The sequence below is a fragment of the Geomonas silvestris genome (genome assembly GCF_014193515.1).
GTDB classification, from domain to species: domain Bacteria; phylum Desulfobacterota; class Desulfuromonadia; order Geobacterales; family Geobacteraceae; genus Geomonas; species Geomonas silvestris.
The window spans coordinates 79668-104231 of sequence record NZ_BLXX01000002.1; the positions used below are offsets into that span (position 1 = coordinate 79668).

A 24564-nucleotide genomic window follows, 5' to 3' on the forward strand; every position below is an offset into this window, starting at 1 on the left:
TACAGGAGAAGCCCGATGCCCAGAAAAATGGTAACCATCGACGGCAATACCGCCGCCGCCCACGTGGCCCACGCCACCAACGAAGTCATCGCCATCTACCCGATTACCCCTTCCTCCGTCATGGGCGAGATCTCCGACGAGAAGAGCGCCCGCGGCGAGAAGAACATCTGGGGGACCGTCCCCCTGGTGGCCGAGCTGCAGTCCGAAGGGGGCGCCTCGGGCGCGGTGCACGGCGCGCTGCAGGCCGGCGCCCTCACCACTACCTTCACGGCAAGCCAGGGTCTCTTGCTGATGATCCCCAACATGTACAAGATCGCCGGCGAGCTCACCTCTACGGTGTTCCACGTCTCGGCGCGCGCCGTGGCGACCCAGGCGCTCTCCATCTTCGGGGACCACTCCGACGTCATGTCCTGCCGCTCCACCGGCTGGGCCATGCTCTGCTCCAACAACGTCCAGGAGGTTATGGACTTCGCGCTCATCTCCCAGGCCGCGACGCTCAGGTGCCGGCTCCCCTTCCTGCACTTCTTCGACGGTTTCCGCACCTCGCACGAAGTCCAGAAGGTCGAGGAGCTCTCCTTCGACGACATGCGCCAGATGATCGACGACAACCTGGTGAACGAGCACCGCGCCCGCGCCCTCTCCCCGGACCGCCCGGTACTGCGCGGCACCGCCCAGAACCCGGACGTCTACTTCCAGGCCCGCGAGACCGTGAACCCGAGCTACCCTGAGTGCCTCAAGGTGGTGCAGCAGGAGATGGACAAGTTCGCGAAGCTCACCGGCCGCAAGTACAAGCCGGTGCAGTACGTGGGGGCGAAGGACGCAGACCGGGTCATTGTCATCATGGGAAGCGGGGCCGATACCGTCGAAGAGACGGTGCAGACGCTCATCGGCAAGGGCGAGAAGGTGGGGCTTATCAAGGTACGCCTCTACCGCCCCTTCCCGCTCGAGGCGTTCGTGAAGGCGCTTCCGGCCACCGTGCAGAGAATCGCGGTGCTGGACCGCACCAAGGAGCCGGGCTCTTTGGGCGAGCCGCTCTATCTCGACGTGCGCACCGCGATCGGCGAGGCGATGGCCGCCGGGAAGTACCCCGGCGCCGGCTACCCCGTCATCGTCGGGGGGCGCTACGGCCTGGGCTCCAAGGAGTTCACCCCGGCCATGGCCAAGGCGGCCTTCGACAACCTGAAAGCCAAGAAGCCGAAGAACCACTTCGTGGTCGGGATCAACGAGGACCTGACCCGCTCGAGCCTCGATTACAACCCGAGCTTCCGCACCCCGATGACCGGCACCTACGAGGCGATGTTCTACGGCCTCGGCTCCGACGGCACCGTGGGCGCCAACAAGAACTCCATCAAGATCATCGGCGAGACCACCAAGAACTTCGCCCAGGCCTACTTCGTCTACGACTCCAAGAAGGCCGGCACCATCACCACCTCGCACCTGAGGTTCGGCAAAAAGCCGATCAACTCGCCGTACCTCATCGACAACGCCGACTTCATCGCCTGCCACAACTTCACCTTCCTGGAGAAGTACGACATGCTCTCCAAGGCGAAGCCCGGCGGCACCTTCCTTTTGTGCGCCCCGTTTGCCAAGGAAGAGGTCTGGGACCGCATGCCGGCCGAGGTGCAAAAGCAGATCATCGACAAGAAGCTCAAGTTCTACGTGATCGACGCCATCAAGCTCGCCGAGGAGCTGGGGCTGGGCGCGCGCATCAACGTGATCATGCAGACCGCCTTCTTCAAGATTTCCGGGATTCTGCCGCTCGCCACGGCGCTCAAGGAGATCAAGGGGGCCATCAAGAAGAGCTACGGCAAGGCCGGCGACAAGGTGGTCGAGATGAACAACCGCGCCGTGGACGAGGCGCTCGAGAACATCCACGAGGTTGCCGTACCGAAAGCTGTCAGCAGCAAGCTGGTCATGCCCCCGGCGGTCTCGGGCCAGGCGCCGCACTTCGTGCAGGAGGTAACCGCACCGATCATCGCCGGCCGCGGCGACCAGCTCCCGGTCTCGCTCATCCCGCGTGACGGCACCTTCCCGACCGCCACCTCGCAGTACGAGAAGCGCAACATCGCGGTGGAGATCCCGGTCTGGGACGAGGCGCTCTGCATCCAGTGCGGCATCTGCGCCTTCGTCTGCCCGCACGCCGCGATCCGCATGAAGGCCTACCCGGGCGAACTTTTGGCCAAGAAGCCGGCGACCTTCAAGTCCTGCGACGCGAAGATCCCCGAGGTGAAGGGGATGCAGCTTACCCTGCAGGTGGCGCCAGAGGACTGCACCGGCTGCGGCGCCTGCGCCTACAACTGCCCGGCCAAGGACAAGGCGAACCCCGAGCACAAGGCGCTGGACATGAAGTTCCAGCCCCCGCTGCGCGCCCCGGAGGCGGCAAACTTCGACTTCTTCCTGGCGCTTCCCGACCTCGACCCGGCGACCCTCAAGCTGGACACCCTGCGCGGCAGCCAGCTGGTGCGCCCGATCTTCGAGTTCTCGGGAGCCTGCGCCGGCTGCGGCGAGACCCCGTACCTGAAGCTCCTCTCCCAGCTTTTCGGGGACCGCGCGCTCATCGCCAACGCCACCGGCTGCACCTCGATCTACGGCGGCAACCTCCCCACCACCCCGTGGGCCAAACGCGCCGACGGGCGCGGCCCGGCCTGGTCCAACTCGCTCTTTGAGGACAACGCCGAGTTCGGCTACGGGATGCGCCTCGCGGTCGACAAGTTCACCATGTTCGGGCGCGAGCTGGTGAACCAGCTCATCGAGGAGCCCTCCTTCAAAGGGAGCCGCGAGCTGCTGGCCGCGATCAACGGCGCCGACCAGTCGAGCCAGGCCGGCATCGAGGCCCAGCGCGCCCGGGTAGAGAAGCTGCGGGCCCTCATCGGGAAGTCTCCGGTCGAGGCGGCGCAGAAGCTCCTGCCGTTGGTTGATTACCTGGTGGAAAAATCGGTCTGGTGCGTGGGTGGCGACGGCTGGGCCTACGACATCGGCTACGGCGGCCTGGACCACGTGATCGCCTCGGGCAAGAACGTGAACCTTTTGGTGCTCGACACCGAGGTGTACTCCAACACCGGCGGTCAGGCCTCCAAGTCGACCCCGCTCGGCGCCGTGGCCCAGTTCGCCGCGGGGGGCAAGACCATGCCCAAGAAGGACCTGGGGCTCATGGCCATGTCCTACGGCAACGTCTACGTGGCGAGCGTTTCGCTCTCCAACCCGGCCCAGGTGGTGAAGGCGTTCCTGGAGGCCGAGGCGTTCGACGGGCCGTCCCTCATCATCGCCTACGCCCACTGCATCGCCCACGGCATCAACATGACCCGCGGCATGGACGAGCAGAAAAAGGCGGTCGCCTCGGGGCACTGGCCGCTCTACCGCTACAACCCGGCGCTCACCGCAGAGGGGAAGAACCCGCTGCAGCTGGACAGCAAGGCGCCCAGTATCGGTTTCGAGGAGTACGCCTACGGCGAGAACCGCTATAAGTCGATCAAGAAGGTGAACCCGGAAGTTGCCGACCGCCTGATGCAGCAGGCAAGCAAGGTGGCCAAGGCGCGCTTCGACTACTACCAGAAGCTCGCGGGACTCGATTTCGAGTCCTAAGCGGGTGTGACGCAGCAAGGAGTACCGGAAAAGCCCTCCCCCAACGGGAGGGCTTTTTTTTGGTGCGGCGGATTACCGGGGAAGCGCGATCTACAGTCGGCACCGGCTTCCAGGTTTCCCCTTTGGGAAAGGTTCTTCCGGGAATTCCGGGGGGAAGGGTTTGGTAGGGGCGAATCATCATTCGCCCGGCGCGCCGGCAGGCGCGTAACACACGCCAGTACAACCTGACACCTGCTTTGGCCTTCGGCCGCCTCTCCGGTTGGGAGAGAAGGGCGAATGATTATTCGCCCCTACAACGTCAAAAACGCCTGCCGAGGGGGGGCACGTTAAGCTGCCAGCTGTGGTTATTAGCAACCATGTCCGCGCTTCTCGGAATTCCCGAGCCTTTGGGAAACGAGGGAAACGTGAGGTCACCTGCGGTGCAATTTGAACTACGTCTTCTCGGTCCTCCCGACCCAATAATGAGGAGTTTTGTACTGTTTTGCATGAGTACGTTAAAGGGTGAAAGTTGAGGTAAATGCCTCATCAAACAGCAGCTATCGCGCATTAGTTGCAACTATTTGATATTCGATGGCAAATATGCCATAATCCCGTGTCCCTCTAGGGGTATTGCCTAGGCAGAGCACTGGGTAGCTGCCACCCCTGGGATTGCCTGCCATCTTCCCGCAGCACAAGGACGCCATGTTCACCAGCATCAAAGCGAAGCTTGCCCTCCTCTCCGCCCTGGGTTTTCTGGCCGTTGCCCTCAGCGTGTCGCTCTCCTATTTCCTTGCCGTCAATGAAATCAAGACGATCATGAAAACGGACGTCGCCGCGGTGGCCGATGCGCTTGAGAAGAGCGTCAGCTATGTCGCCTCGATCAAGCCGGACGCGCTGAACGACCCGGGCTTCAAGAAGTCCATCTACCAGGTGAAGATCGGCAAGAGCGGCTACCCCTTCCTGCTCGATGAGAGCGGTACGCTGGTGGTGCACTACAAGGAGGAAGGGAGGAACCTGGCGGGCCAGCCGCACATCGACTACATCCGCAAGCACCGCGGCAGCGGCTTTTACGAGTACACGGCGCGGACCACGGGGCAGGACAAGATCGTGGCTTACCGCTACGTTCCGGCCTGGAACGTCTGGGTGGTGCCGGGGGTGAACAAGGCCGACTACTTCGACCAGTTGAAGGCGAGCTTTCTGAAGTGGAACGTGGGGTGCGGGGCCGTCATCATCCTCTCCCTCTCGGTCGCCAGCCTGATCATCAGCAGGAAGATCGCCCGACCGGTCGAGCAGGCGGCGGCGCTGGCGGACCGGCTTGCCACCGGCGACCTCACCCTGGAGGATGCACGGGGGCAGCAGGTAAGCCGCGGCGAGTTGGGGAAACTGCTGACCGCCCAGCAGGCCATGGTCACCGGGCTCAACAGCATGGTGCGCCACATCAACGCGAGCTGCCACTCGCTCTCCGATATCTCCGAGACCGTCTCCGCCTCAGCGCTCCAGGTGAGCGAAGGTGCCGGCACCCAGTCCCGCGCCGTCGCCCAGGCCTCCCAGGCGGTGGAGGACATCCTCGCCTCGGTGCAGCTGGTCAGCCAGGGGATCGAGGTCCTGGCCGGCTCCGCAGCCGAAACCTCGTCGTCGACCCTCGAGATGCGGGCCAGCGTCGAAGAGGTCACTCTCAACATGGAAAACCTGGCAGCCGCGGTCGAGGAGGTGAGCTCGTCGGTCACCGAGATGAGCGCCGCCGTGAAGCAGATCGCCATGAGCGTGCAGGGGCTTATGGACGTCTCCTCCACCACCGGTTCGTCCATCATGGAGATGGACTACTCCATCCGCCAGGTCGGGGAAAATGCCGAGACCACTGCGCGCATCTCCCAGGAGGTCCTGGTCGAGGCGGAGGCCGGCCGCAACTCGGTGCAGGCGACCATCTCCGGCATCGAGGCGATGCGCAGCGCCTCGCAGAACACCGCCCAGGTGATCGAGGCGCTGGCCTCAAGCGCCGCCGGCATCAGCGCCATCCTGGGGGTCATCGACGGGATCACCTCGCAGACCAACCTGCTCGCGCTGAACGCCGCCATCATCGCCGCCCAGGCGGGCGAGCACGGCAAAGGTTTCTCGGTGGTTGCCGGGGAGATCAAACAGCTCGCCGACCAGACCAAATCCTCCACCGTCGAGATCGGCAAAGTAATCAACGACGTGCTCGAGAAGACCGCGACCGCCGTGCAGACCATCCACGAGGCGCAGGCGAGCATCGACTCGGGAGCGGCACTGTCACGCACCTCGGGGGTGGCACTGGAGCGGATCGTGGAGCGGGTGAAGTTCTCGGCCGATCACGCGGCGGGTATCGCACGCGCCACCGTCGAGCAGGGGAAGGGCGGCCAGATGATCATGAAGGCCATGGAGGACATGTCGGACATGGTGCTGCAGATCAGGAACGCGACCCGCGAGCAGGAGAAGGGGGGCGAACTGATCGTCGCCACGGTGGAGCGCATGAAGAGCCTGAACCACCAGGTGCGCAACTCGACCCGGGAGCACAACAGCGCCAGCGCGGACATCGCCCAGGCTACCGAGCGGGTCACCGCGATGGTGGAGCGGATCAAGGAGGCCTGCGTGGCCCAGCGCGGATTCGGGGTACGGATCGCCAGCGAGATGGAGACCATCACCCATTCAGCCGACGGCAACCTGGCCGCCAGCAACGGCCTGAGCGAGGCGGTCCAGGGGCTCGCCGCGCAGGTGGACCTGCTGCAGCAGGAGATGGCCGCCTTCAGGACCGGGGAGTAAAGGCAGGGGCCAGGGACTGGGGACTAGGGGCTGGCAAAACCTGAACGTCCCTGCCCCCCCCAGTTCAGCAGCTGCCGTCTTCCTGACTTCGCCTCATTACTTACCTCATGCGGATCCTCTGCTGCGCGGCGTGTTGCACGGCAGAGCTGTAGGAAAGCGGGGCCGTGGTACGTGCGTACCGGTAGCTGACCAGCTGCCGCGGCGGTGCCAGCCAACCCAAGAAGTCCTGCCCCGCATGGACCACCTTGGTTCTGAGCCTTTTCCCGTAGCCAGCCAGGATGCTACTCACCCGGATACCTTCCCCTCCCAGATCGCGCGTCAGATCGCGCAAGGTAACCAACCCTCCGTATATCACCACTGCCAGAGCGCATATCAGTATCGGTTCCATCAGGTACCTCCCTTTGCCCCCGCTAACAGGACCATGTCGGTCTTTTTTATCCTTATAACAGATTAGCAAATGCATGCAAGCGTTTTTTATGAGAATGGGATCGGCGTGCCCTCCCTGACGAAACCGTGTAAGCCTGCAGATTCCACTTACTTTTTCCTGCACGCGCTGGGTACCGTTTAAGTCGGGACAGCTGCTGCCGATAAGTTCATGAGAGAACCGCGGTCCGCACCGGAGCACTCCCGCCCGAGGTCCGCGCCCAAGGAGGCCGCAACATGAAGGAACTCGTTAACTTCTACCTCAACATGAGCATCAGATTCCGGCTCACTCTGCTGTGCGTCTGCTACAGCTTCTGCATCATAGCGGCGGCCCTGGCAGCGGAATTCGGTTCCGGTTTCTTGCGCTACGGGTCTAGCGTCATCTTCATCCTTTTGGGCGCGGTGTTCGGGGGACTCAACATCTGGTCGATCCGCTCGCCGCTGATCCGCACGGTGGGGTACCTGGAAACCATGGCCAACGGTGACCTCACCCAGCGCATCGTCATCAACCGCGACAACGAGATCAGCAAGATGCTCCGCTCCCTGCAGCACCTGCAGGAATCGATGCGCAGCATCATTTCCGGCATCCAGACCACGGCAACCCAGCTGACCAGCGCCTCCGGCGAGTTGAGTGCCACCTCCAGCAAGATAGCCGAGGGGACCGGGCGCGCCTCGCAGCAGTCGGACTCGGTGTCGACCGCCGTCGTGGAGATGGCGACGGTAAGCAGCGACATCGCGCTCAGCTGCCAGCGGATGGCCGAGCGCGCCGGCAGCACCGAGAGCGCCACTCGCAAGGGTGACGAGACCATCGCACACATGGCGGCCATGATGGGTGCCATCGAGAAAAGCGTCGTGGATACCATGGACGACGTGAAGGCGCTGGGGACCAACTCCGAGCGTATCGGGGACATCGTGGTAGCCATCCAGGACATCGCCGACCAGACCAACCTCTTGGCGCTGAACGCTGCCATCGAGGCGGCCCGTGCCGGCGAACAGGGACGCGGCTTCGCGGTAGTGGCAGACGAGGTGCGCCGGCTTGCCGAGCGTACCACCGCGGCGACCCGCGAGATCCAGTCCATCATCGGGGCGCTGCAGGGGGACGTGAAGAAGGTGGTCGACTCGATGGAGCGCAGTGCGGAGAGTGTGCGGACCGGCAGCGAGGACGTACAGCACTCCAACCAGGCCATAACCTTCATCAAGGAGCAGATTGCACCGCTTTTGGAATACGTCGACCAGGTGGCAACCGCGGTGGAGCAGCAGTCCGCGACCAGCGCGACCATAACCGAGAGCATGCATCAGATCACCGGCGTGGTGCACGATGCTGCCCAGGGTGCGCACCAGTCCGAGCAGGCCGCGGCCAACCTGGCGCACTCGGCCCGCGAACTGAACACCGTGGTGAACCGGTTCAAGCTGGTGGGGTGAGCCCAAGGGCGACCTATTACCAGCACCGACCGTCAAACAAAAAAGGGCAGGCGCCATTTCGGCGACCTGCCCGTTTTACTTCCCGCTTTTGCCTCTCCCTAGTCCCAGATCTCCGGTCCCCAGCCCCTGCCTTTCAGCCCCTAGTCCCTGCCTTTCTCACACATGGAACTTCCGCGCCAGGTCGTTGTCGATCACGTAGACGCAGATCTCCTTGGCCGCCTGCTTGGTGTACTTAAACTTGTCGGAACTCAGGTTGTTGATCAGGAAGCTTACGTCGTCGCGGATCCGCTTGTCGTAGGTCTTGAAGGCCTCGGTATCGTAATCCTTGATGGCGCGCCTGAAGTTGGCGTTCTCCAGAAACGGCTCCAGCACCTTTTCCTTCAGGTTGTACACGTAACGGTCGTGCAGGTCCTGGTACAGCGCAGTTTCCTGCGGCTTTTTCCCCTCTACCAGGATCTCCTGGGTGAGCGCCCGGCCGGTGTACTCCTTCTGGGTCTCCCTTCTGAAGCGCTGCCGGCTCTCCTCGTCCGCCTTCTGCCCCAAAAGCCTCCCCTCGATGGCCGAAAGGAACTCCTCGGTGATCTCCAGCCGCTCGCCGGTGAACCGGCAGATCTCTACGGAACCGGGTTCGAAGTTGACCGCGAACATGTAGTGCAGGGTGTCGCGCTCGATCTGCGCCTCGTTGTAGTAGTAGAGCGCCTCCTTCACCTCCTGGAGCACCACGAAATCGTAGTTGTGCACCAGGCTCTCCATGAACCCCTCGGGGATCAGCTCCTTGAGCTCCTTTCTCCAGCGCAGGAAGAAGGTGGAGAGGTGGCTCATGTTGATCATCTTGTCCTTGCGCGCATAGGCCGCGTAGAAATCTGAGAAGATCTTGATCGACTCGCGCCCGGAGAAGCCGTGGTCCCCCTCGTGCTCGCTCTCGGCGATGATTTTTTTGCGCCGCTTGGCGGTGAGCCTTTTCCGGTCCTCCTCGGTGAGCCACTCCGGGATGTGCCCGGTGTAGATCTCCATCTTGAGGATCTGAAGGTGCTCGTCGCAGTAGAGCCGGTACTTCTCGGGGTCCCCGATCCACTCGAGGAGCGCATCCGACTTGATGTTCATGCGGGTGGAGATGATCACCCGGGCGAAGTTGTGCAACACGCGCGGCAGGAAGCCTCCGTCGATATGCTTGCCGAAGATGTTCCGGTAGATCTCCACCTCGGTATTGAGGTCCATTACGTAGGGGATGTTGATGAACTCGATGCGGTCGGTGAAGGACTGCACCCCTTCGATGGAACGCTCGTCCTCGGGGTTCATGAGCGCGATGAAGAGCGAGCGGACGTTCTCCTCGATGTCCTCGACCTTGTGGATCCCCTCGGAGATGATGTTGTGCAGCTCCAAAAGCCTTTCCGCGTTGTGCGACTTCACGTCCATGAGGGCATAGATGCCGTTGTTGGTCCGGGCGAAGTTGGAGAAGAGGTACTTCACCTCGTTGGAGTCGCCCAGGAGATGGTCGATCCGCTTCTGCAAAAGCTCGTTGGTGAGCACGTTCATCCGCATCGGCTTGTCGCCGGGGTTGAATACGGTGATCCCCTCCCCCAGCCGCCGGTTGAACCGGTAGGGGCGGACCTGGATCATCTTGAAGAGATCGGCCGGATCCTCGAGCCGCGCCGAAAGGGCCTGGAAGAGCGAGCTGCAGATAGTGCAGGGGGAGTCGCGGAAGACCCAGTCGTACTCTTTCTCGGTGAAGAGCTGCCACTTGAAGGAATCGTTGTTGAACAGGTCGTCGAAGAAGGCGCGGCGCTGCCCCTTGTCGATCATGAGGAGCGGGCTGTCGTGCGACGGACAGGGGATCTCCACCACGTCGTTTCGGTGCAGCGAACCCTTGGCCTCGCTCAAGTCCTGCGGGTCGAGCTCGTACTCGTCCAAAAGGTGCGAGAGCTTCTCCATGAAGGCGCCGACCTGGTGCTCCTTGAAGCGCCCCAGGATGCGCCGATCCAGGTGCCAGACCACCTCGTAGGTGCGCCCGGCCTCGGTGTTGGCGTACTCCTCGAACTTCATCAACAGGTTGTTGAGGAAGGTACTCTTGCCGGAGCCCGGCGGCCCCTCGAAGATGTAGATCTTGTTCTGGCGCGCCCCGCTCTTCATGGCGGCAACATGGTTCATGAGCCGGTTCGCGAAGAGGCGGTCGGCGAAGAAGGGACGGTCCGAGTTCTCCACGAAGAGCCGCCTGGTGTCGAAGCTGGCGAAGTTGATCGACTCGGGGTCATCCGGGTACTCGTCGATCCCCTGGCTCACGTAGGTCTTCACCATGTCGTGGAACAGCTGGAAAACGTTGCGCATCATCTGCGCCGGGTGCTCGGCCACCAGCTTGATGTACTCCTGGTAGGAGATCGCGCCCCCTTTTTCCCGTTCCACGATGGTGCGGCTTAGCTGTTTGAGTACGGTTTCGATATCTGGCATGGCTTGTCCCGCCTGTCACAGGGTCTTACGGTTCAAAGTCTTGTTCTTCATGGTGTAGAGCACCCGCTGCCAGGTGATCTGCGGCTCTTCGGCCCCCTCCCGGCCCGCGCCGCGCGGCGCGTCCACCACCGCCTCGCTGGTCTCCAACTGGACCTCGTTCCCCCAGAGGAACTCGATACCCACCAGCGTGTTGGCGATGTACTCCTGCACCAGCTGTTTCCCCTCGAAGTGGTGCACCAGGTACAGCGTCCCGTTCTCCCCGCGCTCCGGAGCGATCTCGATGTAGGGGGGATGGTACAAAGAGGCCAGCACCATGTCGCGGTAATCCTCGGCCTTGCGGCTCTTCACGTAGTACTGCCAGACCATGCGCTGGGGGTCCAGGCGCTTGCCGGTAACGAAAAGGTTGTGCCGGTCGGTGAACTCCTGGTCCACGAAGTACTTGATGAACAGGAAGTCGGAGAGCTCGGAGCGCACCTTGAAGATCATCTGGTCGCCGAGGCCTGCGTCCATCTTGTAGTTCTTGCGCGCCTCGACGTCGGTGAGCCGGTGGAAATCGTACCCCACCCGACCGGCGTCTCCCGCTTCCTTCAAAAACTGCATGAGCCGCATCCCCAGCGCGTAGGGGTTCATGCCGACCCGCGGCAGGGAGGTGACGCCGGCGTGCACCCTGGCGAAGTCGACCTCGTGCCCCTTGATCCGGTCGTCCTCCAAAAAGAGCTTCTCGTGCCAGTAGCTCGCCCACCCCTCGTTCATGATCTTGGTGCGGATCTGGGGCTGGAAGAAGATCGAGGTTTTGCGCACCACCTCGAGCACCGAGCGCATCCACTGGTTCTCCTCGCGCGCCAGGAACTCGGAGTTCTCGATCAAAAAGCGCAGGAGGTCGTGGCGCTCGCGGTGCTGCACCCCGGCGTTCTTGGCGAAGTGGGCGTCCAGCTCGGGGTACTTGGCGACCACATCGGCGAAGAAGAGCTGCTCGCCGCGCTCGGAACCGTGCGCCTGCACCAGCTCGTTGAAGTGCGCAACCTCTTTCAGGTAATCGCCGATGGGGACCTTTTTGACCGCCTGCAGGAAAACGTCGAAGTAGTAGTTGAGGCGTGCCGAGCACTCCGCGTCGCTCGGCGCCAGAAGCGGCGAGAGTTCCTCGTGGTAGCCCACCAGGTTGTCGATGGAGCGGGCGAACTCAAGGATGTAGTCGACCCAGCGCCCCTTTTCGGCGCGCAGCTTGGCGATCACCCGTTTGTCCGAGAGCGCCTCGCCGGTGAAGTCGTACTCCCAGGTGTGCCGGAAGCAGTGGTTGTTCTGGAAGAAGTCGATGTGCCCCAGCACGTGGTAGAAGATCATCACGTTCAGCCAGTCCGGGTTGTTGTCGTTGTAGAAAGAGATGGCCGGGCGGGTGTTGATCACCGTCTCGTAGGGGTTGTGCGGGTAGAGCTCGTACTCCCCCTTGCCGCGCAGCACCTCGACGTCGTGCACCCAGTAGTCGTAGAGCGTGGGGATCATCACCTTGGGGGAGAGTTCGATCAGGTCCCGGTTGGTGACGATGTACTCCAGGGTCTCGTCGGTGAAGGAGAGCCCCGCCTCGCGGGCCCGCACCTTGCACCCTTCCATGATCTCTTTGGTATGTTGGTTGATCAGTTCCATAACAGCCTCTGGATGATCTTGTTTCCATTCAATTTCGGCATTCCCGGTGAGGCAACAGCCCCGGGCGAATGATCATTCGCCCCTACCGTCCTCCCTCTCCCCTGGCGGGAGAGGGTCGGGGTGAGGGGGAAGCCGCCCTGACGCCGCTGCTGACCTCGCGTCCCCCCTTTGAAAAAGGGGAGACAGGGGGGATTCGCCCCTACGAAATCAGCTTTCTGATCCCGTCGATGACCCGGGCCTCTTCGGCGTCCTCGGTCATCACGTCCATGCGCAGCAGGTCCGCCTTGTCGCGCAAAAGCCCCGAGGATTCCAGGTAGCGCGCCACCTCGGTCCACTGGGTGCCGCTGTGCTCGGCGATGGTCACCCCCATGCGGCTTACGTAGCTGAGCATCTTCACCAGCTCGGGGATCGACTTGTCGCCGCCGGTGTCCCAGTCGTCGCCGTCGGTGCCGTGGAACACGTAGATGTTGTAGTCGGCCGCCAGGTTCTCCTTGGCGACGATCTCGTTCACCAGCTTGTAGGCGCTGGCCACCTCGGTACCGCCGGCCACCCGCGAGTTGTAGTAGGTGTTGAAGTCCGGGACTTCCTTCGCCTCGGTGTCGTGCAGGATGAAACGCGACTCCACCTGCCCCGCGTACTGGTACAGAAGCCAGCTGTAGATCATGACATGCTGGGTGCAGACCAGCTCGGTCACCTTGCCGGCCATAGAACCGGAGTAGTCGCGCAGGAAGAAGACCATGGCCTGCGGCTCGTAGTCCTTCTCCATGGAGAAGATCCGGTACACCTTGTCGCGCGGCGAGATCAGAAACCGGCTGGGGTCGATGTCCCCCACGTCCGGGAGGTTCCCCAGCGCGATGTTGGTCTCGACGAGCTTTCTTAAGGTCGCCTTCTTGTCCAGCACCTGCCCCGAGCCGCGGTTGCGGTCGGTAAGGTCGTAGACGTAACGGGTGAAGGAGCGTTTTTTTCCTTTCTCGCGCAGGTTGGGGAGCTGGAACTGCTCGGTGAGCACCCGTCCCAGTTCGTAGGCCGAGGTGTCCAGTTCGTGGGCCTCCCCTTCGCCCTGGCCCGGCCCCTGCCCCGAGTCCTCGCCGCTTTCCCGCACCTTCTGTTCGCCGATGACCTCCCCTTCCTCGCCCTTGCCGGCCCCGCCGGTCGATCCCCCTTCGCCGGGGGGGCGGAGGGTCGGGTCGTGGACCAACTTCTCCTCCTCGGTCGAGGGGACCACCACGATCTTCCCTTTCCCCCCTTTACCCGGTTTCACCAGGCGCCCGACCTTGATCTTGCGGGGGAAGCCGTCCTTCTCGCGCTGCCGGTCCCGCTCCAAGAGCTCGTCAAGCGCCTTCATCTGCATGGTGAAGGGGTTCGCCACCCGCTCCTGCTCCTGCAGGACAGCCAAGTCCTGCCAGGTGTAGAGCCCGCGGGAGAAGAGAGGGAACGGTCCGCCGCGGTCACCGGTGTAGATCTCACGGTGTTCCGGCAGGACCAGCTCCCGCGCGAACCGCTCGGCGCGTTCCGGGTCCAGCCCCTTGGCTTTCAGCTCTTCCAGGTATTTTTCCGGATCTTTCATGGCGTCCATCCGCCCTCGTTGACAATTGCCCTACTCAAAGTGGACCTTTGACTTCTCAGGGCTCCAGTAACCTCTGACCAACTCTCCTTCCCCCCTGGCGGGGGGGCGGGGTGAGGGGGAGCGGCCCCAAGGTGAGTGTCACTCCGTGGCAACCTCCCCCATCCCCCGGCCCCCTCCCGCAAGTGGAGGGGGCTTCGAGCCCCTAGCCCCTGCCTCTAGCTCTCATCCTCCTGGGTGCAGAAGTACTCGATGGTCTTCTGCGCGCAGGTGCGGCAGTAGCCGAGTTTGCCGAGCATGGTCACGATCATCCGGTCGTAGAGCTTCTGGTTCTCCTCGTTGGTCCGGTTGGCCAGGGCGCCGATCAGGCTCCCCGCACCGGCGATGTCCGACTTGAGCCGCACGTCGGTGACCGCCTTCACCAGTTCGAGGTTGTCCATGAAGTCGTAGTTGGGATCGACCGAGATCTTCTGGCCGTAGATCTTGCGGATCGAGGTCCTGAAGGAGGCGCGTTGCTCCTCGGTCTTCAAGCCGATGCGCTCCTCGACGCTCTTCACGTAACGCTCGTCGATCTTAAGCGCCCTCAGCTCGCCGGTCTGGGGATCCTTGTACTTCCACATCCGGTCCGGCCCCAGGTTCTCGGCGTCGATGCCGATGATCATGTTCACGTAGTTCTGCACGTCCTTGCGGATGGCCATCGGTTCGTCCATGTAGGCGTTGAACATCTCGGTCATGATCCGCTCGCGGTAGAGCTTCTTGCCGGTCTTCAGGTCCTCCAGGTACTTGGCCCGCTCGTTGGTGTCCACCACGTAGTCGAGCACCACCCGCTCCAGCGCCTTGAAGATGTCATAGGCGACCATGCAGCGCCCCTCGTTGGTGTCCGAGCTCTCCTTGAGAATCTGGATGCTGCGCCCCAAGGAGCGGTGCCCCAACCCGCGCTGCCCGAAGCGCTTGGTGATGTCGGGCTCCTGTCCCAGGGCGTCGATCACCTCGGCGAGCGCCTTGATGCTCTTCTCGCCGGCCACCTCTCCGGCCGCGAGCTTCATGGTCTCGATGGGGGTCAGCTTCTCGCTCCTGGGGAGCCGGGTCAATACCACGCCGACCGACGCCGCGTAGTTCAGGTTCGGGTCCTGGTGCAGGGTCTCCTTGGTCAGCGTGGTCTTCGAGTCGGAGCCGATCGCGTAGGAGGTGAGCCCTTCCTGCATCCGGTAGTTCGTGTTGTGCGACACGTAGCAGATGCGGCAGCGGTCCACGATCGGCGCCTCTTCCTTCTCGGCCAGGAACCGGTTGAACTCGGAGTTGTTGCTGGTGGCGATGATCATCGAGTCGATGGGCCACTTGTAGCCGTCGATCTCGATGGCGCGGTTCTGGATGACACCGAGGTAGACCTGGACCAGGTCCTTCTTGTTCTTGAAGATCTCGTCCGAGAAGTGGATGCCGCCGCCCGCCACCCGCGCCAGCGCGCCGCGCCTTAAGTCGAAGCGGTACGGGTTGTTGGTGTCGGTGATGTGCAACAGCCGCTGGATCGACTCCTCACCCAGGAGGTCCACCGCCGAGGAGGTGATCTTGTCCTTGGCCGGATACTTGCCGGTCAGGGTCCCCAGGCTCTCGCTCATCGGCACCGGGATCACCGCGAGTTGGTCCAGCATCGTCTCCAGGTTGTCGTCGGCGTGCTGCCGGATGTCGTTCCAGATGTAGCCGCTGCAGGCCCCCAGGGGACGGTAGTTCCGGTACAAGAGGTCCAGTTCGTCCTCGGTGAAGCCCCCCTGCTCGGTGAGGAAGCGCCGGTTTTCCTCGACGCTGTCGTAGAAGTTCATGGCCAGGATCATGGGGTCCTCGTAGGTCTGCGAGTCGATCTCGCGGATCTTCCCGTAGGTCCCCAGTTTGTCCATGTCGAGGAAGCGGAAGCTGTATTTGCGGTTTCGCTCGCGGGCCAGGAAGTTGCGGTACTGGGCGCAGAGGAACTCCACGAAGAAGGTCTTGCCGTTGCCCGGCTCACCGACCAGCACGAAGGCCATCTCCTTGCTGGAGCCCCCCTCGGCCGCATCTTTGACGAACGAGACGAAGCTGTTGATTTCGTCGTACATCCCGATGGTGTGTTTGCGTCCGGTGCGAAAGATGTTGAAGTCGTAGGTGGTCTTAGCGTTCACCACGACCTTCTCGAAACCCTGCTCCAGGATCATGCGGCTGATGCCTTGGAACGCGTTCTCAAAGACCCTTTCCCCTGCCTTGACGGCGGTAAGGTGCTGCCGGAGCGAGTTGTTCTTCTGCGCAGTCATGGTTTTCCTCCGCGTCATACTGCTCAAGGTGTCTCTCTCATTGATTTCCAAGCTCTCGAAAAAATGATACGCCTTTCCCTATTTTTATGCCGTTTTTTTTCGCCGCTGCGACTGGACTTAGCCTTCATGAGAAACTAGAGAACCCCTCTAATCGGACCACTAATGAACTAGGTTCCTATTGTATCCCTCATGGCACGCAGTGCAACAAGGTGACGGCGAGATGGCAAGAAAGCACGAAAAACCGCTTTCGTTTTAACCAGTGTTTGTTACTATTCAGACAGTGTCGGCATCATGAGAAATAAGGGATGGAGGGAATCATGTGGAAAAAACTTTCGGCGGTCTTTGCTGTCCTACTCGCCGTGACCCTCACGGGGTGCGGCAGCAGTAACAACGGCCCAACGGTATTCACCACCCAGATTACGAGCAGCGCCACTGTCGATGGTTACATCGTCAACGGGACCCCACCCTTCCTCGGGACAGCCAGTGTGTTCGCCGGCATCGATCCGATAGGGGGCGCTACGGAGACACGAGCCTTCCTCGATTTCGACCTTACCAGCCTTCCCCCGAACGCGGCCATCGACTTTGCCGCGCTGCGGCTCTACATCAACAGCATCCAGCCGGGCGGGGCGTCGGTCCCCATCCGCATAGAGCTGGTGGAGTTCCCTCCCCCGTTGATCACCTCCGACTTCAACACCCCGGCAATCGGAACTGCCGTGGTACTCGACACGATCAGGCCGATCGACCTGGGCATCAACGGCGGCTACATCGACATCCCGGTTACGCCGCTGGTCAGGACGGCATGGAGCCGGGGCAACTTCTTCCAGGTGCGTATCATGGAAGATCTCGGCCCCGTCCTCCCTGGCATCATCGAGATCAACGAGACCAACTTCCCGCCCAAGCTGAGGGTCGACTTCTTCTAGCTGCCTGCCAAACAGCCCGGCCGCGAGGGCCGGAAACAGAAAAGGGGAACCAGAATCGGTTCCCCTTTTTCGTTGTTCAAGCCGTCTCCCCTACCCCGCCAGCAGGTACCGGCTCACGTCGATCTGGTGCCGGTTCGGGTCCAGGGTCCCGACGATCCTGCGCCCCACCGCCGGGTCCGCCAGGTCCAGCACCGCCCCGTCCACCTCCCGCCCCTGCGGGTCGGCGATCACCTTCACCCGCGGGGAACCCAGGCGGTCCGGGTCGCGGTGGTTCCCCACCACCACCGCCAGTTCTCCGCTATCCAGCTGCAACAGCGAGCCGACGGGGTGCAGCCCCAGGCAGCCGATGAACAGCTTCACCAGCCCCCAGTCGTAGGCCTTGCCGGCCTGGGTCAGGAGGTAGCGCAGCGCCGTCTCCGGCGGGAAGGGAACCCCGTTGGCCTGCGGGAGCGTGGTGAGCAGGTCGAAGCGGTCGGCGATGCTGATGATCCTGCCGAACAGCCCGAGCCGCTTGTAAGGGTACCGGGGATAGCCGGAGAAGTCGGCCAAGAGGTGGTGCTCGAAGGCGCCGGTGACGATGCGCGAGGTGAGGCTGTCGATCCCGCGGGAGCGCATCACGTTGCGCACCCCGGCCAGGGGATGGCTCTCCAACTGCTGCCGCTGTTCGCCGGTCAGCAGCGCCGGCTCGCGCTCCGAGAGCTCCTCGGGGAATCCGGCCCGGCCGATATCGTGGAACAGCGCCGCCATCCCCAACTCGGAGAGGGTGAACTTGGATATCCCCAGGCGCCGCCCCACGGCAAGCGACAGGATGCAGACGTTGGTGGCGTGACTGCGGGTGGCCCAGTCGCGGTTCGGCGTGCAGGTCCCCAGCAGGCTCGCCTCGTCGCGCACCATGAGGTCGATCATCTGCTGCACCACCCGCTTGGCCGAGCGCAGGCGCAGCTGCTTTCCCGCCGCGGCATTGGCCATCTCCCCGGAGATGGCCTCGGCAGCCCGCTGATACAAAAGCCGCGCCTTCAGCCCCTCCAGGCGCAGGTGCAGCTGGTCCACCGGCACCTTGGGCGTCTCTTCGGGCTGCGCCTCCAGCTCGATCCCGACGATGCCGAGCTGCTGCATCCGGTCCAGGATCCGGCTGTAGCGGTCGTTCCCCCCGCCCTCTAACTCCCTTAAGATGTAGACGAACCTCTGCAGGCCTCGCGCCGTCAGCTCCTCGCCGAAGCCAACTCCCCCTACCCCCTGCCGGGCGAACTCCTCCAGGATGAAGCCGAAGCTGGTGAAGGCGCCGCTGTCGGGCTTGAGGCGGACGTCTCCCAGGTACAGGGTGTGCCCCTTGACCCGGATCAGCGGTTCTTCGTTCCGGCGCCGGATCTCCCCCGCCACCTTGAGCAGGTCCTCCACCGGCGACTCCAGCGCCGCGTGCCCCGGGGGGTAGTTCTGCGAGGTCTTCACCAGGACAAAGAGCCTGCCGATCAGCCCTTTGCCCAGATGCACCAGTTCGTCGCGTCTGTTTGCCACCATCCCGGTTCCCCTCAGGCCGCGCTGGTTCCGGCGTCGTCGTGCCGCGCCTGGAGCGCCTGGTCTATGACGCTCCGCAACTCGGAGCCGCCCTGCCGGCGCAGCTCCTCGAGAAGCTGGCGGGCCGAGTCGTGGTGGACCTTCAAAAGCCCGGCGACGGCGCACTGCGCGCTCTCCTTGGACACCGAACGCTTGAACCAGCTTTTTTTCACCAGCATCTCCTTAAACAGCGGCACCATCTGCACCGAGCCCAGCTCCCCCAGCGTCTCGAACAGCACCAGCCGCTCCTCCATCCCGCGGTTTTTGAGCTCCTCGCTCGCGGCCAGGGCGAGCAGCGGTTTGAGGGCGAAGGTGAGCCGCTGCTGGGCGATGATCTTCAGCACCCTCACGCGCAAGGCACTTGCGTCGTCGCGCAGGAACTTCAACAGGTAGGGGCGAGCCTTGGGGTCCGGCGACTGGGCCAGAAAGTTCAAGACCTCCCGGCGTATGCGCACCTCGCGGTGCGAGATCAGCCCGACGATCATCTTAAGCGCCGTCGGCCCTCCGATCAGGGCGAGCACCAGGGCCACGTTGCGCACCAGGTACCAGCGCGGGTCGGCCAGGAACGGGGCAAAGAGCTCGGGGCGCTGGCCGCCCAGCTCGATGAGTACCTCGATGACCACCTTGCGCATCTTCAACTTTTCGAGGCGCCCCAAAAGCTCGCAGATGGCGCCCAGCGAGGGAACCCCGAACACCATGAGGAGCTCGCGCAGCTCCTCGCGGCTCAAACTCTCGGTCTCGTTGATGGTCTTCGCCAGCGCCTGCAGCACCTCCTCGCAGAGGATCCCCTCCAGCACGTCAGCCACCTTCTGGCGCCTTTCGGCGGGCAGGCTCCCCAGCCCCATGAGCTGACCCAGGAAGCGGACCAGGCGCTGCGCGTGGGGGATCTGGCGGGCCCGGAACAGGTCGATCACCAGTTTCCCGGTGATGGAGGTGAACTCCTCGAAGCTCGCCGGATCCTGCACCCCCGCCAGCGTGGCCGCCAAAATGGTGATCACGTCGTCCACGGCGTTGCGGCGGGCATCGGTCTGTACCGCCTTGCGCAGCCACCCCGCATCCTCCGCGGTCAGCATGAGCAGGTGCTTCGGTATCATCTGCTGGGGGGGCGCCGGCCGCTTCGCGAGTGACGCGGTGATCTCGTCAAGGGCCTCCTGCTGGGATGCCACCGCCTCGCTTTCGATCTCCAGGGCGTCGATACCCACCAGGTCCTCTTCGAGCAGGTAGCTTACATGGGGAAGATGCTCCGCCCAGAGCCGGGTCACCACGTCATCGTCGTCCCGGTCCGGGCGCTCGAAGCCGGCGACTTCCAGGAAGGTGGCGAGTTCTGCCGGCTCGATGCCGCGGACAAACTGCACCAGCCGGATCCCGTCGGCATGCAGGCGCAAGGCTAAGTTGTCGCGCCGGTCTTCGCTGCGGTAGAGCTCGCTCCCCTTGTAGTTCAGGGAAAACGGTTCCACCTCGAGAGGGTAGGAGCCGTAACGGTCCAGGTGGGCTCCCAGCTTCTCCTGGAGTTCCTCGAGGTACTTGACCAACATCGGGTTGTTGGCCAGGTACATGCGCACCCCCTTGGCGCTGCGCAGCAAGGCGACCATGACTTCAGTCGCCGAGCGGAGCTCTTCCTGGGGTGCGACGGGGCGCTTCCCCGGCGTCTGTGCGGTCTGTGCTGGGAGTTCCTGGTGATCCATGCGCTGCCGGCTCCTTCCTGGGGGTCGGTTTTCTCTCGTAACCACGGGGCCCGTGCCCCTGGCGCGTCGGGGGGGGTGAAAGCTCGCGCTCTTCGCATCTATCTTCGGCTCATTTACCGGAAAACTGAAGCGAATTCATGAGGGGCTCAGGATAGGCCCTTCTAGATGAGCCTGTCGAACGGCCTGCGGCGGGTTGCCGTCCGGCGCCGGGCTGCGAAGGCAAATCCCCCCTGAAATTCCGGGAGAACCGTCCGCGTGGGTCCCCTCTCCCCTCGCGGGACAGGGTGAGGGGAAGGCGCCACATCATTGCAGATACCAGCTTCACCCACCCCCTGGCCCCCTCCCGTCAAGGGAGGGGGGAATGTGCTTCCCAGAAATCCCGAGTGAACCCAAAAAAAAGGGGAACCGGCTGCGAGCCGATTCCCCTTTTCCTGGTACTGGTGCTGTCTGGGCTGCAAATTACATCATGCCGCCCATGCCGCCCATGCCACCCATGCCGCCCATACCGCCCGGCATTGCCGGCATGCCGCCATCTTCTTTCGGCTTGTCGGCGATCATCGCCTCGGTGGTCATCATGAGACCGGCGACGGAAGCCGCGTTCTGCAGCGCGTAGCGGGATACCTTGGTCGGGTCGATGATGCCGGCCTCGAGCATGTCGACGTAGCTGTCGTCGGCTGCGTTGTAGCCGAAGGAGCCCTGGCCATTCTTCACCTTGTCGACCACGATCGAGCCGTCCACGCCGGCGTTCTGGGCGATCTGGCGGATCGGCTCCTCGATGGCGCGCTTGATGACGTTGACGCCGAACTGCTGCTCGGTGGAGAGCTGCAGCTTCTCGAGGGAAGCCATGGCGCGCAGGTAGGCCACGCCGCCGCCGGGGACGATCCCCTCGTCGACCGCAGCGCGGGTTGCGTGCAGTGCGTCTTCCACGCGGGCCTTCTTCTCTTTCATCTCGACTTCGGTAGCTGCACCGACCTTGATCACGGCGACGCCGCCCACCAGTTTCGCCAGACGCTCCTGGAGCTTCTCGCGGTCGTAGTCGGAGGAGGTCTCCTCGATCTGGGCCCGGATCATCTTGACGCGGCCCTGGATGTCGGCCTCGGCACCGTAGCCGTCGATGATGGTGGTGTTGTCCTTGTCGATGGTGATCTTCTTCGCGTTACCGAGCATGTCCATGGTGGTGTTCTCGAGTTTGAAGCCGACTTCCTCGGAGATCACCTTGCCGCCGGTCAGGATGGCGATGTCTTCCAGCATCGCCTTGCGGCGGTCGCCGAAGCCCGGGGCCTTGACGGCGCAGACGTTCAGGACGCCGCGCAGCTTGTTCACTACCAGGGTAGCCAGGGCCTCGCCCTCGATGTCCTCGGCGATGATTAAAAGCGGACGGCCGCTCTTCGCGGTCTGCTCGAGCACCGGGAGGAGGTCCTTCATGTTGGAGATCTTCTTGTCGTGGATCAGGATCGAGACGTTCTCGAGGTTCGCCTCCATGCGCTCCGGATCGGTCACGAAGTACGGGGAGAGGTAGCCGCGGTCGAACTGCATGCCTTCCACGGTCTCCAGGGTGGTCTCCATCGCCTTGGCTTCCTCGACGGTGATGACCCCTTCCTTGCCGACCTTCTCCATCGCCTGGGCGATGATGTCGCCGATGGTCTTGTCGTTGTTGGCGGAGATGGTGCCGACCTGGGCGATCTCCTTGTGGTCCTTGATCGGCTTGGAGATGGACTTCAGTTCAGCGACCAGGGTCTCCACAGCCTGGTCCAGGCCGCGCTTGATCTCCATCGGGTTGTGACCTGCGGCGACCAGCTTGGAGCCCTGGCGGTAGATCGCCTGGGCCAGGACGGTTGCGGTGGTGGTGCCGTCACCGGCCACGTCGGAGGTCTTCGATGCCACTTCCTTGACGAGCTGCGCGCCCATGTTCTCGAACTTGTCTTCCAGCTCGATTTCCTTGGCGACGGTTACGCCGTCCTTGGTGATGAGCGGTGCGCCGTAGGACTTCTCGATGACCACGTTGCGCCCTTTGGGGCCCAGGGTCACTTTCACGGCGTCGGCCAGGGTATTGACACCTTTAAGGATGCTGTTGCGGGCATCCTGGTCGAATTTGATGATCTTTGCAGCCATGGTTTGATATCCTCCTTGGGATGTTGTGCGATGTTAGAGGGAAAGCATCGGGGTGGCCCCGAAAAGGATTACTTCTCGACAACGCCGAGGATGTCGTCCTCGCGCATGATCAGGAAGTCCTCACCTTCGAGTTTCACTTCGGTCCCTGCGTACTTGCCGAACAGTACCTTGTCGCCCACCTTCAGGTCGATCGGGAATACCTTGCCGTCCTCGCCCCTCTTCCCGTTGCCAACCGCGACGACTTCGCCCTGCTGGGGCTTCTCTTTTGCGGTCTCCGGGATGTACAGCCCGCCGGCGGTCATGGTTGCTTCCTCAACCCTCTTCACGATGATACGGTCCTGCAGCGGTCTCAGATTCATGCCTTACTCTCCTTTCGTTGAGATCCGTGATCTCTCGTAGTAGAAAAAGTATTAGCACTCCAAACTGCCGAGTGCTAATCGCCTGCTAAATATAAACAGCATGCCTTTAAAAATCAAGGGGCCGGTAAAATTAAATTTACCGGCCCTTCATGATGCATAACTTACCGTTTTTCCGCCAGATAACCAGCATGAACCCAGGCCGCGGCTAAAAAATCCGCACGGGCCCGACAGGGAGCGCAAGTTTCCCCGCGCCGGGGGCGTTACCACTTCCTCTTGGCCAACTCCTCCTGGTAGAACTTCTGGTAGAGGATCTCCCACTCCCGGCTGCCGGGGACCTTGGCCTGGCTGTAGGAGGCAAGCTTGTCCCGGACCGCCTGGTCCACCTGCCCCATCACGGAGAAGAACCCCTCGACGGACCCCTTGATGCAGTCGAGCGCGCGCCGCTCGTCGGGGAAGTCGGCCAGGTCGTCGTTGTAGAGCTTGTCGTAGATCTTGTGAGCGATGTGCGAGATGCGGTCTTCGGTAATCTGCATGACGGACTCCTGGTGGTGGACGCGGCACCGCCGGGGTGCGCGGTGGCCGCCGGTTGACGGGTTAAAGGACGATCTTCCTCTCCTTGGCGAGCTTGTCCTTGATCATCTTGAGCATCTTGTGCCGGTCGATGCCGGCGCCGCCCCCCATGGCCCGCAGCGACTGCTCCAAAAGCTCTTCGGCGTCACGCTCCAGCGCCTGTTCCGCCTTCAGGTCCGCGTCGATCGCCCCCCGGATCCCCGCCAGAAGCGCCGGACGCCCCTGTTTCTCGTCGATCAGCGCGGTGCGCTCCAGGTCTCCCAGCACTCTCTCAGCCAAGCGCGCGATCTGTTCGTCTCTAAGCCGCATCGGTACCCCCCAATAAAGTGTTGGCGTATTCTACGGCAAACGTGCAAAATAGCAATCTGATTTCCCGCTGCCGCTGGCGCGCAAACGGCCGGCGCGGTGCTTAGTTTCCTCATAATCCCCCCCTGCTCCTCAGTTGCCGGAGCCGCTCCGACACAGGCTCAAGCGGGCTCTCAACCAGGAGCAGGGCGGCAAGATTCTGCACTTAAAAATTCTTGCTTTCTCTCTGTAGCAAAGCTATCATACGCCCAGGAATTAGCTCTCTCTACCTTGCCCGTTAGGTTACTAACGCCCCTGCGGAATAATTAATTGAACGGGCAACTGTTACGATCGTGGTGTGCTGCCCCATTGCGCGGGAATTGCCTAAAGCGATCTACAGGAGCCCACCTGATAGGGAACTCGCTGTGAGGCCCCGAACCAACGACATGGTGGAGAGAGCAGTATGAAATGAGGGACCGTCGCCGCGGTCCCTTTTTTTATTCTTGCGCTTTATCATTTTAACAGTATATAGGGAGCTGGTTGACAGTACCGGGATGTGTCCATCCCGCAAAAGTACGAGGTGATCGGTGAAACACCAGCTCGAAAAGCTCCCGTCCTGGCTCATGCTGGCTATCGGCCTCCTGCTGGTCGCAGGCCTCGGGGTTCTCGACTACCTCACCGGCGACTATTCGCTGCTCATCTTCTACGCCATTCCCGTCGCCCTGGAGGCCTGGTTCCTCGGGCGCGCCGGCACGGCGGCCATCTCGCTCGCCTCCGGGCTGGCCCGGCTCACCTCCGACTACCTAAGCTACACCGGGAGCCGTTTCAGCTACTGGAACTCGCTGCAGGACACCGCCTTTTTGCTCATGATGGGGCTTTTTATCGCCTGGGTGCGCCAGCTCTTGCGGGAGGAGGGCCCCGCGCCGGAGCAGCGGCACAAGGAACGGTGATCGCCCCCTATTTCCA

General features: G+C 62.7%; 16 protein-coding genes and 1 other RNA gene. 6 read left to right on the forward strand and 11 right to left on the reverse strand.

All coding sequences use genetic code 11. From position 1 onward, the window contains the following. Window positions 1-15 precede the first annotated feature (15 nt). Together nifJ and GMST_RS03995 are read left to right on the forward strand one after the other, a co-directional pair. The gene (nifJ, locus tag GMST_RS03990) at window positions 16-3582 is read left to right on the forward strand and encodes a pyruvate:ferredoxin (flavodoxin) oxidoreductase (protein WP_183353338.1); all 3567 of its coding nucleotides are present in this window, start codon (window positions 16-18) and stop codon (window positions 3580-3582) included. Between the two features lie 681 nt (window positions 3583-4263). Then, a complete protein-coding gene (locus GMST_RS03995; protein ID WP_183353339.1) occupies window positions 4264-6339 on the forward strand; it encodes a methyl-accepting chemotaxis protein in 2076 nt (691 codons plus the stop codon). 100 nt (window positions 6340-6439) lie between these two features. Here GMST_RS03995 and GMST_RS04000 read toward each other — a convergent pair whose 3' ends face one another. After that, window positions 6440-6670, reverse strand: a complete 231-nt coding sequence (locus GMST_RS04000) for a hypothetical protein (RefSeq protein ID WP_183353340.1) — start codon at window positions 6668-6670, stop codon at window positions 6440-6442. Between the two features lie 329 nt (window positions 6671-6999). On the opposite strand from GMST_RS04000, the gene GMST_RS04005 reads away from it, so the two are divergent. Then, window positions 7000-8184, forward strand: coding sequence for a methyl-accepting chemotaxis protein (locus GMST_RS04005; RefSeq protein ID WP_183353341.1), 1185 nt, complete (start codon window positions 7000-7002; stop codon window positions 8182-8184). A gap of 156 nt (window positions 8185-8340) precedes the next feature. Here GMST_RS04005 and GMST_RS04010 read toward each other — a convergent pair whose 3' ends face one another. The 4 genes from GMST_RS04010 to GMST_RS04025 form a co-directional block, all read right to left on the reverse strand. Continuing rightward, the gene (locus tag GMST_RS04010) at window positions 8341-10629 is read right to left on the reverse strand and encodes a serine protein kinase PrkA (protein WP_183353342.1); all 2289 of its coding nucleotides are present in this window, start codon (window positions 10627-10629) and stop codon (window positions 8341-8343) included. 15 nt (window positions 10630-10644) lie between these two features. Beyond that, the gene (locus GMST_RS04015; RefSeq protein ID WP_183353343.1) at window positions 10645-12270 is read right to left on the reverse strand and encodes a SpoVR family protein; all 1626 of its coding nucleotides are present in this window, start codon (window positions 12268-12270) and stop codon (window positions 10645-10647) included. A 199-nt stretch (window positions 12271-12469) separates the two neighbouring features. Next, complete coding sequence (locus GMST_RS04020) at window positions 12470-13837, reverse strand: DUF444 family protein (RefSeq protein WP_183353344.1); 1368 nt, start codon at window positions 13835-13837, stop codon at window positions 12470-12472. 215 nt (window positions 13838-14052) lie between these two features. Further along, window positions 14053-16113 carry a serine protein kinase PrkA gene (locus tag GMST_RS04025; RefSeq protein WP_183353345.1) on the reverse strand — a complete coding sequence of 687 codons (2061 nt, stop codon included), beginning with the start codon at window positions 16111-16113 and terminating at the stop codon, window positions 14053-14055. A 317-nt stretch (window positions 16114-16430) separates the two neighbouring features. Here GMST_RS04025 and GMST_RS04030 point away from each other — a divergent pair, with 317 nt between their 5' ends. Then, window positions 16431-17033, forward strand: a complete 603-nt coding sequence (locus GMST_RS04030; RefSeq protein WP_183353346.1) for a hypothetical protein — start codon at window positions 16431-16433, stop codon at window positions 17031-17033. Between the two features lie 90 nt (window positions 17034-17123). On the opposite strand, the gene GMST_RS04035 is transcribed toward GMST_RS04030, so the two are convergent. The 6 genes from GMST_RS04035 to GMST_RS04060 all read right to left on the reverse strand — a co-directional run bounded on the left by GMST_RS04035 (window position 17124) and on the right by GMST_RS04060 (window position 23622). Continuing rightward, window positions 17124-18551, reverse strand: coding sequence for an HD-GYP domain-containing protein (locus GMST_RS04035; protein WP_183353347.1), 1428 nt, complete (start codon window positions 18549-18551; stop codon window positions 17124-17126). Between the two features lie 11 nt (window positions 18552-18562). Beyond that, the gene (locus GMST_RS04040) at window positions 18563-20272 is read right to left on the reverse strand and encodes a HEAT repeat domain-containing protein (protein WP_183353348.1); all 1710 of its coding nucleotides are present in this window, start codon (window positions 20270-20272) and stop codon (window positions 18563-18565) included. A gap of 459 nt (window positions 20273-20731) precedes the next feature. Further along, complete coding sequence (gene groL / locus GMST_RS04045) at window positions 20732-22384, reverse strand: chaperonin GroEL (protein WP_183353349.1); 1653 nt, start codon at window positions 22382-22384, stop codon at window positions 20732-20734. Between the two features lie 68 nt (window positions 22385-22452). After that, entirely contained in the window at window positions 22453-22743 is a 291-nt protein-coding gene (groES, locus tag GMST_RS04050) for a co-chaperone GroES (protein WP_183353350.1), read from the reverse strand. Between the two features lie 260 nt (window positions 22744-23003). After that, on the reverse strand, window positions 23004-23276 hold the full coding sequence (locus GMST_RS04055; protein ID WP_183353351.1) for a DUF507 family protein: 273 nt from the start codon (window positions 23274-23276) through the stop codon (window positions 23004-23006). Window positions 23277-23337: 61 nt separating this feature from the next. After that, window positions 23338-23622: a DUF507 family protein gene (locus tag GMST_RS04060; protein ID WP_183353352.1), complete on the reverse strand. Its 285-nt coding sequence runs from the start codon at window positions 23620-23622 to the stop codon at window positions 23338-23340. 256 nt (window positions 23623-23878) lie between these two features. On the opposite strand from GMST_RS04060, the gene ssrS reads away from it, so the two are divergent. Next, window positions 23879-24058, forward strand: a non-coding RNA gene (ssrS, locus tag GMST_RS04065) — 6S RNA. 127 nt (window positions 24059-24185) lie between these two features. Further along, the gene (locus GMST_RS04070) at window positions 24186-24548 is read left to right on the forward strand and encodes a hypothetical protein (RefSeq protein WP_183353353.1); all 363 of its coding nucleotides are present in this window, start codon (window positions 24186-24188) and stop codon (window positions 24546-24548) included. Window positions 24549-24564 lie beyond the last annotated feature (16 nt).

What these genes read in the sequence shown, in the direction of transcription:
- nifJ (WP_183353338.1), top strand. Translation starts at nt 16, where the DNA reads ATGCCCAGAAAAATGGTAACCATCGACGGCAATACCGCCGCCGCCCAC.
- GMST_RS03995 (WP_183353339.1), top strand. Translation starts at nt 4,264, where the DNA reads ATGTTCACCAGCATCAAAGCGAAGCTTGCCCTCCTCTCCGCCCTGGGT.
- GMST_RS04005 (WP_183353341.1), top strand. Translation starts at nt 7,000, where the DNA reads ATGAAGGAACTCGTTAACTTCTACCTCAACATGAGCATCAGATTCCGG.
- GMST_RS04010 (WP_183353342.1), bottom strand. Translation starts at nt 10,629, where the DNA reads ATGCCAGATATCGAAACCGTACTCAAACAGCTAAGCCGCACCATCGTG.
- GMST_RS04015 (WP_183353343.1), bottom strand. Translation starts at nt 12,270, where the DNA reads ATGGAACTGATCAACCAACATACCAAAGAGATCATGGAAGGGTGCAAG.
- GMST_RS04020 (WP_183353344.1), bottom strand. Translation starts at nt 13,837, where the DNA reads ATGAAAGATCCGGAAAAATACCTGGAAGAGCTGAAAGCCAAGGGGCTG.
- GMST_RS04025 (WP_183353345.1), bottom strand. Translation starts at nt 16,113, where the DNA reads ATGACTGCGCAGAAGAACAACTCGCTCCGGCAGCACCTTACCGCCGTC.
- GMST_RS04030 (WP_183353346.1), top strand. Translation starts at nt 16,431, where the DNA reads ATGTGGAAAAAACTTTCGGCGGTCTTTGCTGTCCTACTCGCCGTGACC.
- GMST_RS04035 (WP_183353347.1), bottom strand. Translation starts at nt 18,551, where the DNA reads ATGGTGGCAAACAGACGCGACGAACTGGTGCATCTGGGCAAAGGGCTG.
- GMST_RS04040 (WP_183353348.1), bottom strand. Translation starts at nt 20,272, where the DNA reads ATGGATCACCAGGAACTCCCAGCACAGACCGCACAGACGCCGGGGAAG.
- groL (WP_183353349.1), bottom strand. Translation starts at nt 22,384, where the DNA reads ATGGCTGCAAAGATCATCAAATTCGACCAGGATGCCCGCAACAGCATC.
- groES (WP_183353350.1), bottom strand. Translation starts at nt 22,743, where the DNA reads ATGAATCTGAGACCGCTGCAGGACCGTATCATCGTGAAGAGGGTTGAG.
- GMST_RS04055 (WP_183353351.1), bottom strand. Translation starts at nt 23,276, where the DNA reads ATGCAGATTACCGAAGACCGCATCTCGCACATCGCTCACAAGATCTAC.
- GMST_RS04060 (WP_183353352.1), bottom strand. Translation starts at nt 23,622, where the DNA reads ATGCGGCTTAGAGACGAACAGATCGCGCGCTTGGCTGAGAGAGTGCTG.